Origin of the sequence: Streptomyces sp. NPDC001536, from assembly GCF_042894505.1 — a bacterium.
Lineage (GTDB): Bacteria > Actinomycetota > Actinomycetes > Streptomycetales > Streptomycetaceae > Streptomyces.
Window position 1 is genome coordinate 1 of record NZ_JBIAVQ010000040.1, and the last position, 7312, is coordinate 7312.

The 7312-nt window shown below is 65.2% G+C and carries 6 protein-coding genes and 1 pseudogene; 2 read left to right on the forward strand and 5 right to left on the reverse strand.

The window, feature by feature from the left end; genetic code table 11:
- The coding region (locus tag ACFY0U_RS45500; protein WP_388646412.1) for an STAS domain-containing protein at positions 1-257 on the forward strand (257 nt) is incomplete at its 5' end.
- Positions 258-415: 158 nt separating this feature from the next.
- On the opposite strand, the gene ACFY0U_RS45505 is transcribed toward ACFY0U_RS45500, so the two are convergent.
- The 4 genes from ACFY0U_RS45505 to ACFY0U_RS45520 form a co-directional block, all read right to left on the reverse strand.
- Positions 416-928 (reverse strand): hypothetical protein, encoded by a 513-nt coding sequence (locus ACFY0U_RS45505; protein ID WP_388646414.1) that lies wholly within the window; start codon positions 926-928, stop codon positions 416-418.
- Positions 929-1487: 559 nt separating this feature from the next.
- The gene (locus tag ACFY0U_RS45510) at positions 1488-3440 is read right to left on the reverse strand and encodes a DUF3732 domain-containing protein (protein WP_388646417.1); all 1953 of its coding nucleotides are present in this window, start codon (positions 3438-3440) and stop codon (positions 1488-1490) included.
- A gap of 21 nt (positions 3441-3461) precedes the next feature.
- A complete protein-coding gene (locus ACFY0U_RS45515; RefSeq protein WP_388646419.1) occupies positions 3462-3947 on the reverse strand; it encodes a three component ABC system middle component in 486 nt (161 codons plus the stop codon).
- Positions 3944-5074, reverse strand: coding sequence for an ABC-three component system protein (locus tag ACFY0U_RS45520; protein ID WP_388646422.1), 1131 nt, complete (start codon positions 5072-5074; stop codon positions 3944-3946). Before ACFY0U_RS45520 ends, ACFY0U_RS45515 begins: the two co-directional genes overlap by 4 nt.
- 344 nt (positions 5075-5418) lie before the next feature.
- On the opposite strand from ACFY0U_RS45520, the pseudogene ACFY0U_RS45525 reads away from it, so the two are divergent.
- Positions 5419-5664: pseudogene (locus tag ACFY0U_RS45525) on the forward strand (ATP-binding protein); the annotation flags it as partial.
- Positions 5665-6814: 1150 nt separating this feature from the next.
- On the opposite strand, the gene ACFY0U_RS45530 reads toward ACFY0U_RS45525, so the two are convergent.
- On the reverse strand, positions 6815-7207 hold the full coding sequence (locus ACFY0U_RS45530; RefSeq protein ID WP_388646424.1) for a helicase associated domain-containing protein: 393 nt from the start codon (positions 7205-7207) through the stop codon (positions 6815-6817).
- Positions 7208-7312 lie beyond the last annotated feature (105 nt).

Genomic DNA, 7312 nt, shown 5'->3' on the forward strand with positions numbered 1-7312 from the left:
ACAGCAGCAGACTCGCGGCCCTTGCCCCTCACCGCATCAACGACGGTGCAGTCTCATCCGTACGAGGTGGTGCACGATCACTTGTACGCGGACAGGGCTTGCTCGGAGCGTGGCGGCAAGCGGATGCGGGCGGGGTGGTGCTGGTGCTGGCGTGTGTGCCCGATCCGGTGCGGCGCCTTCTTGAGCTGACCGAGGCGGATCAGGTCCTGCGGGTGTTCGACACCGTCGCCGACGCGGAGGCAGTCTTCGGCGGCTAGGTCGCTGTCTCGGCTCCGTGGTCGGCGGTAAGGCCGACGAGGGCGCGCAGGGTGAGGTGGGATGCTGCGGCGGTTGGTCGAGGTCGAGGATGTACCGGTTGCGTCGGCCGATGCGTTGGCGGTGCAGGTGCCCTTCAGATGTTGGCGTGTGGTGGCGTTCAGAAGGTCTTCCACTCGTCCATGGGGATCGAGTCCCAGGTGACTTCCGTCCATTCCCGGATGGTCAGGAGCGGCCTTGTGACGACAGCGTCGCCGGCTCGCTGTACGCGCATCACCAGTCCGAGGTCTGGCACTACCGCGTTGCCCTCGTGTGTGTAGCGAAGTTCCATCGACTGTCGCTGTGTGTAATCGGCTATCCAGTCGTCGGCGGCGGATGGCACTCGTCCCGTCAGGGGTGTGCCATCCAGGATGACCTGCGGACCCCGGCGACCGTCCACCGCCACGCACGTCAGCTCGGTCGCGACGTAGTACGCGGTGACGCCGATCTCGGTGAAGTGATCGCTTGACTGCTGTGGAGGGATTCCCTGGTGCATGCCGGCCGTCGCGCCTCCGAGTGCGGCGGAGACTTCTGCAGGGCTCATGCCGAACCGCAGCGGGCCGACGCATTTGAGTGGGGTGAACGACCACGGGTCACGTTCTGAGTCCGCTTTGACACGCCAAGGATCTTCCATTGCCGTCCCCCTTCATTACTGATCAGCACGACGGTTTCCGGCAGCTTACGCAGCCGGTTACGCAGTTCAGGCCGCTGGTCGGGGGATGCGTGCTGGTATCTGATGGACCGCGCTCAGGCTGGCCCGGCCGGAAGCGCCCCGCCTGCCTGCACTACCTCCTCGAGAGCCTGGGCGTCGACCCCGAGCGCGGACCAGAGCAGCCTGGCGGCGCGGCGGCGTGCGTTGGCGATGAACGACCCCAGCCCGCGCTACGCGCTGGGCTTCGCCCACCCTGACCGCCCTGACCAGCCCTAATGATCGGCGGCTATCGAGCGGCCCGAGCGTGGAACCGCGGAGTATCTCCGTCGCCCCCAAGTAGACGCCTGCGTAGCGGGCACCGCGTCCTGGAGCCGGTCCAACCGTTCGTACAGTGCCCGCAGCGTACGGGTCCGGTCCTGATCCGGAGCAGGCTCCGCGAGGGCCGCGCCAGAGCTCATCGAGTGGGCTCCACCCACTCCTTGCACCACAAGCAGCGCAGCGGCGGGGCGCAACGCAAGAGTTGAGGGGCTCGCTGGTGAAGTCAGGTGAGCCAGCGTGGGGGGATGAGCGCGTTGCGTGTGCCGTCCTCGTCGGGCCTCCAGTTGTCGATCACGGCTTCTTGGAACCAGTCGTCCGGGAGATTTGCATGGTCGCAGACGATGATCTGGAGATCGCCCTGGTTGAGTTCCGAGACGTCATGCAGGAGTCGGAAATATTCGGTGACGGTGGACCAGTCGGCGTCTGGGACGGTGGACGCGTCGCGGGGCTTGGACGGGAAGAACGCCTGCGTAGGTTGGTCCAGGGCGAGGAAGCAAGGGACGGGCCTGTCGTGGTGGCGCAGGTAGGTGTGCAGGGCGAGATGGGCCACGAGGTGGTAGCCGATGTAGTTCTTGGCGCTGCCAACGCGTTCCTGAGGGAGACGGTCCTGGGGCCGCCGGATGACAACGCTGAGTTTCTTGAAGCTGATGCCGGCCTCGTTCGGCTCTTCTGACTGACCAAGCTTGAGCCGGCGCGCCCACGGGGTCATTTGAGCCGCGATGTCAGCGAGACGGCGCTCCGTCTCGGCGGGTACGTCGTCGTTGGCTGTGTGCTCTTCGAGAACGCTGACGACTTCTTGCGCGGATGCCAGCGCATTGCGCAGCTGACCGACGTCGTCGGTGGGCCGGTGGTCATGAGTCAGAGATTGTGCAATGCGTCCTTGGAGGTGCGCTGCTCGCAAATGCTGTTCTTGTAGGCGAGCCATGTTTTCATCGCTCGCCATCAGTTCTTTCAGGAGCACGCCATTGGCCTTGAGCCGCTCGGCCAGGCCATCGCGCTGGACTTGCAGGGCCCGAAGATGCTCTTGGCGGACGGGCTGAACTCCGGCGGCCTGCTCCAGTTCCTCTGAGAGCCGGTTCGTCAGCCTCGAGATGTCCTGGGCTGAAGGGTCCCGGTGTTCAAGGGGCTGGGCGCACATTGGGCAGACGTCGGTGTCGTGATCCCTCTCAGGTCCCAAAAGATTGAGCGTCTTGAGCCGGTCGACCTGGAGGTGCAACTCTCCTGTGAAGTCGAAGCTTCTGCGCTGCCAACGGTCGACGGTGGCCAGGGCAGCATCGAACTCCTGCAGCTGGGCCCGCAGTGTTCGTCGTTCCTCATTCAGTTCCTGACGGCGGTCGCCGACGTCGGAATTGATCGGAGCGAGGGGTGGGACGGCGAGCGCCTTTCGGAGCAGGGCCTGCACCGTGTCGGCGTCAGGGGCCGCGGGAACGTCACTGAGAAGCCCCTCACTCTGCGCGAGCCTGAGCAAGGCGATGCCATTGGTGTCCAAGACCTCGCGCTGTCGCAGGGCGGCGTCGAGCTTGCGCTGCGCGGTGCGTACCTCGCGGCGGGCTTCGCCGAGCCGGTATTGCCGAAGGGCCTGTTCAGGTCCAGCAGCGCCGAGGAAGTAGGGCAGAGTGTCTTTAATGGCTTGCGCGATGCCGTCCTCGGTCTGACGGTGGAACAAAGTTTTGGAGGCAGCGATCTCGTCCTGGTTTTGGAAGCAGAACAAGGCGCCCTGAGCTACAGAGACGTCGAAGGGGTAGCGAGCAGCGTTAGCTGGAGGCTGGAAGCGGAAGTCTTCGATTCCGAGGTGCGCGCTGACTTCGCCGCGCAGCGCGGCGGCGTTCGAGTTGACGTGGAGTTCAGCAGCGCTCGGAAGACTGAGCGTCTGGTTTCCGGAGCGCACGAACGCCTCATTTGTGGACTCGCCGGCCGGGCGAGGCCGTGCGAGAACCATCCGGCGCCCGTCACGAAACTCGGCTAGAAGCGCGTACCAGCCGACGGTACGGTCGATGGGGTTGTCGGGCAGCCCGGGCTTGCTACGACCCAAGCAGAAGTCAATGATGGCGAGGACGCCGGATTTGCCGGTTTCGGACTCTCCGGTCAGGATGTTCAGCCGCCCGGGGTGAAACCGCAGGACCCTGGGGGGCTTCCTGTTGTCTTGGTGATAGAGGGCCAGGGCAAGCAGTTGCATGGCGGTTCTGGGACTCCTTGTTCAGGGACGAACACCAAGAGCGGTGTAGGCGCGATGCGGGTCGGTTGCTGCGAGCCAACGGCCTACCAGAGCCGCAGCGCGCGCACACTCCGCAACCTCTTGTCCGAAGTCAGGGGCTGTCATGGGCTTGCGCGGACAACGCAGGCCAAGCGGTGTGACTTCCACAGCCTGGTGGCGCATCGCCATACGCAGACTCATTCGTGTGAGGTTGGTCAGCGAGACCGCCCGCTCGGCGAAGGCTGCGTGCTGAAGGGGGTTTTTGTCCGCCCACGCCATGAGTGACACCGTCGAATTACCCGGAAGGCTGTCTCGAGCTTTGGCCGGAAGGACGAGCGGCAGGACGAGAAACGCGGACGGCCACGGCATTGGCTGCCCCTTTTTGCGTTGCGCAGCGTAGATGCTGTGGGCCAGCAGGTAGGCGCCGAATGCCGGGTTGAGAAGCGCCTGCGCTTCCGCCGAGCGGTGGAGTGGGTCCGGTGTGGTCACTGGTCCGCGGCCTCGATGTGGTCCTTGCACAGACGCGGGTGGTCGGGGTGCCAGCCCATAGCTCGATCGCTCCCCACGTACTCCGTCCTATCGCAGAGGTCGTGGATGGATCCGCGACCGATCCAGGGGGCCGTGCTGGTGCCTGGCCGAGCCGACTTATCAGCGACCTTCTCCATCGTCCCGTCCAAGACGTCCTGACCGATGTCCTGCCGTGCGGCCTCGCTGGTCGCATCATCGACGCGGCGGGTACGACGCCGGAAGACGCTCTCCCACTCGTAGTGCAGATCACGCTCGTATGCATCCAGCCCATCCGCGGTGACTTTGAAGCTTCTAAGCCACTCGGAGCGCTGCGCTCGCGCGTAGTGGTAGTCGCGTAGATGCATCGCAATCTCGGTGTCGGGGAGACCGATCCACTGCATCTGCGAAACGACCAGCCGGTTCCGGTAGGGGGCCATCTCTGCCTCGGTGAGATTGCGGAGGGTCTCGGTGATCGGCAAGCTCTTGCCGGTGTACCGATCGACGGCTTCATCGCGGCGGCACAGGAGTTCTTCAGCACTGACCGAGGCCAGCATGTAGGCAGGGTCCTTGCGCTCTAGCAGACGCACGGCCACGCGATACCACCAGCCCTTGATCTCGTCTAGCACCGCACCCGCGTGCTCGCTAGGGGTGATCCCCAGCTCCTTGGCGAGACTACGGTCGACGTCTGACATCACTGGTGCGCCGTCATCGACCACCATGGCGGTGACGAGTTTGTGCCTTTGCGCTGTCGTGAGCTCCATGAAGAGTGCGCGGTCGTCAGCCGTGGTTCCGGGTCCGTCTGCGTCGGTGGCAACTTCCTCCATGCGCGCCAGAGCCTGGCCTACGTTCCGGCCAGGGCCTGAACGCAGGAAGTGGAGGAACGTCCCCTCTTTGGCAACCTGTGTCGAGACGAGTCGCAGGATGGGTAGCGGGAGGGCTGATTGGTCGGCGTTGACGTTCAGAGAGTCGATCCAAGAGGTGACTGAGCGCCAGAAGTCTTTCCCAGTCTCGCTGAGCTGCCCGGCCGCCTCTCGGTACTTGGACTGCAGCAGCTCAAGGGGATCCTGCGTCTCGTGGCGCAGGAACTCGATGTCGTCGAGAAGTTCCATGCGCACTTCAACGGTATTGTCGTCCCAGCTGCGGCGTGCGAGTTCAAGAAGGGCTAGCTCGCATTGATAGAGGTAGCCCATCATCTGGCCCGCAGCCGAATGCGATCGCGCTTGCGCCACGTCCCCCACTACTGGTCGAACCGTGCGGCCGCGTGCCGCAGCAAGGTCCCGGCAAGAGGGAACCTTGAAACAACGTAGCACCGGGCGCACACGCTGGTGGAAGCTATGCAGCTTCCGTCTCCGCCCACCGCGCCGCCCGCCCCTAGCTCTCCTCCGCCCGCAGCGAGCACACCCCGATCATCCCGCCTGATCCCGCCCGATCCCGCCCGACGCCGCGCGCGTGCTACATGGAACTCGACCGGCACGGCGCCGAACTCCTCTTCCAGGTCCTCACCGAACGCGAGGAGAAGAACAGTGTCGCCATCGCCTCGAACGAATCCTTCGGCGGCTGGACCAAGACCTTCACCGACCCCCGCCTCTGCGCGGCCATCGTCGATCGCCTCACCTTCAACGGCACCATCATCGAGACCGGCACCGACTCCTACCGCCTCGCCGTGACCAGAGCCCAAGCGGAGCGAGCAGCCGGCTGAAAGACCGCGGAGCTGCGCCATGAGGCGCTGACGGGGTTCCAGCTTCGATCTCCCGCAGCAGTTCCCCGTCATCGTCATAGAGCTCAAGACTGAACCGCAGACCGAACCGGGTCAGCAGCACAGCCAGATCCTCGAACCGTTGAGGATCAACAACTCCGTTCAGGAGCGTGTCCCCGTCGGTCGGGTCGACCTCGATGCGGCACCAGCTGGTCTCGACCTCATACGACTCCCACGACGAGCCTGATCTGGAACTCCAGCCAGCCCCGATGAACCGCTCGGCCACCAACGATGCACTCGGGGCTGCTGCCAGGCCGCCACACACATTGTTGTTGATCTCAAGCCAGACGGAATCGAGCGGCTGACCCTCATCGGATATGTCCACAGCTGGATTATGAAGCAGCCCCGGCAACCTGGGATCGCACACGCTAGCGACATCAAAACTCATCGATGTTGATCATGGCACCCCGGGTCACGCGCCTCCCAAACTCCTCGACAAACGACTCCCCGAGAAGTCGTCATAGCCAGCGAACTGCGCTGTTGCGCCAGGGTGTTGCGCTGGAGGTTGCGCCAGGGTGTTTCGCCAGGGTGTTGCGCTGGAGGTTGCGCAGCCTCATGACGGGCGCTCCCGTCAGCCCTGGTCAGAGTCCCACCGGAGCGTGGTCTGGGTGCTGACATCCCCCTCAGAGCACCCCACGACCGCCCCGGCACAGAAGAAGAAGGGTGGGAGGGAAGCGGGCGGGACGCGGGGAGTACCTCGGGGGATCGGGCGCCGGCCGTACTGCTCGCGCGCGTCAGCGGGGCCGCGCGCGGTCGAGGCGGCGCGATGTCCGCGCAGCACTTCATGGGACCCGGCGGCACCTGGCCGGACTTCTCGGACTGAGGAGGCTCTCCCAGGGAAGTAGTCGGCACGCCCGGGGCCCCTTGACCACCTCCCCTGATCTGCAGTTTCGCCTGCCCGGCCGGTCGGCTGAGGCAAGTTGTAGAGCAAGTTGAGGGGCAAGCTGTAGAGCAACTTGTGGAGCAAGTTGTAGAGCAACTTGTAGGGCAAGCCGCCTTGCCCGGACCGCCGTGGTCCGGGCCTCGCGTTCCGAAGGCTGGTGCTTTGGTTATGTCGTAATCCCGGCTGAATGTGACGCCGGGCCAGCCCTTTCTACCAGCGCATGCCGAGGGCATCGAGATCCGCACGCCGCTCAGCCGGCAGCTTGGCCGCGCGTCGGCGGGTGTTGTCCAGGAAGGACCCGAGTTTGATCTCCTCGCCGTCAACGAGCTCGACATGCTTGCGCGCGGGCTGCAAGTGTCCTTCCCGGGCGTGGAACTGGCGGGCGGCCGCGAGGTTGGCCGCCCACCGGTCGCTCTGCGAACGCCGCACCGGCACCACCACGGCCCCGCCCTCGGGATCCACACCGATCGTCTCCAGCAGGTACTGCTGGGCGGATACGAGCCGGTCCCATCCGGCCACCTGCCCGGCGATCCATACCCCGAGATCCTCGCCCTGGACGATGACGTTCCCCGGCCCGGCCGGGAGCGCCCCGCCCGCCTGCACATGCGCGGGCGCTACTGAGGTTTTCGGCCTAGGGTGACGGTGATCTCGTGGGTGGGTGTATCTCTGTGTGATGCGGTATCCCGATGGGGGTGGCCTGACCGCGAA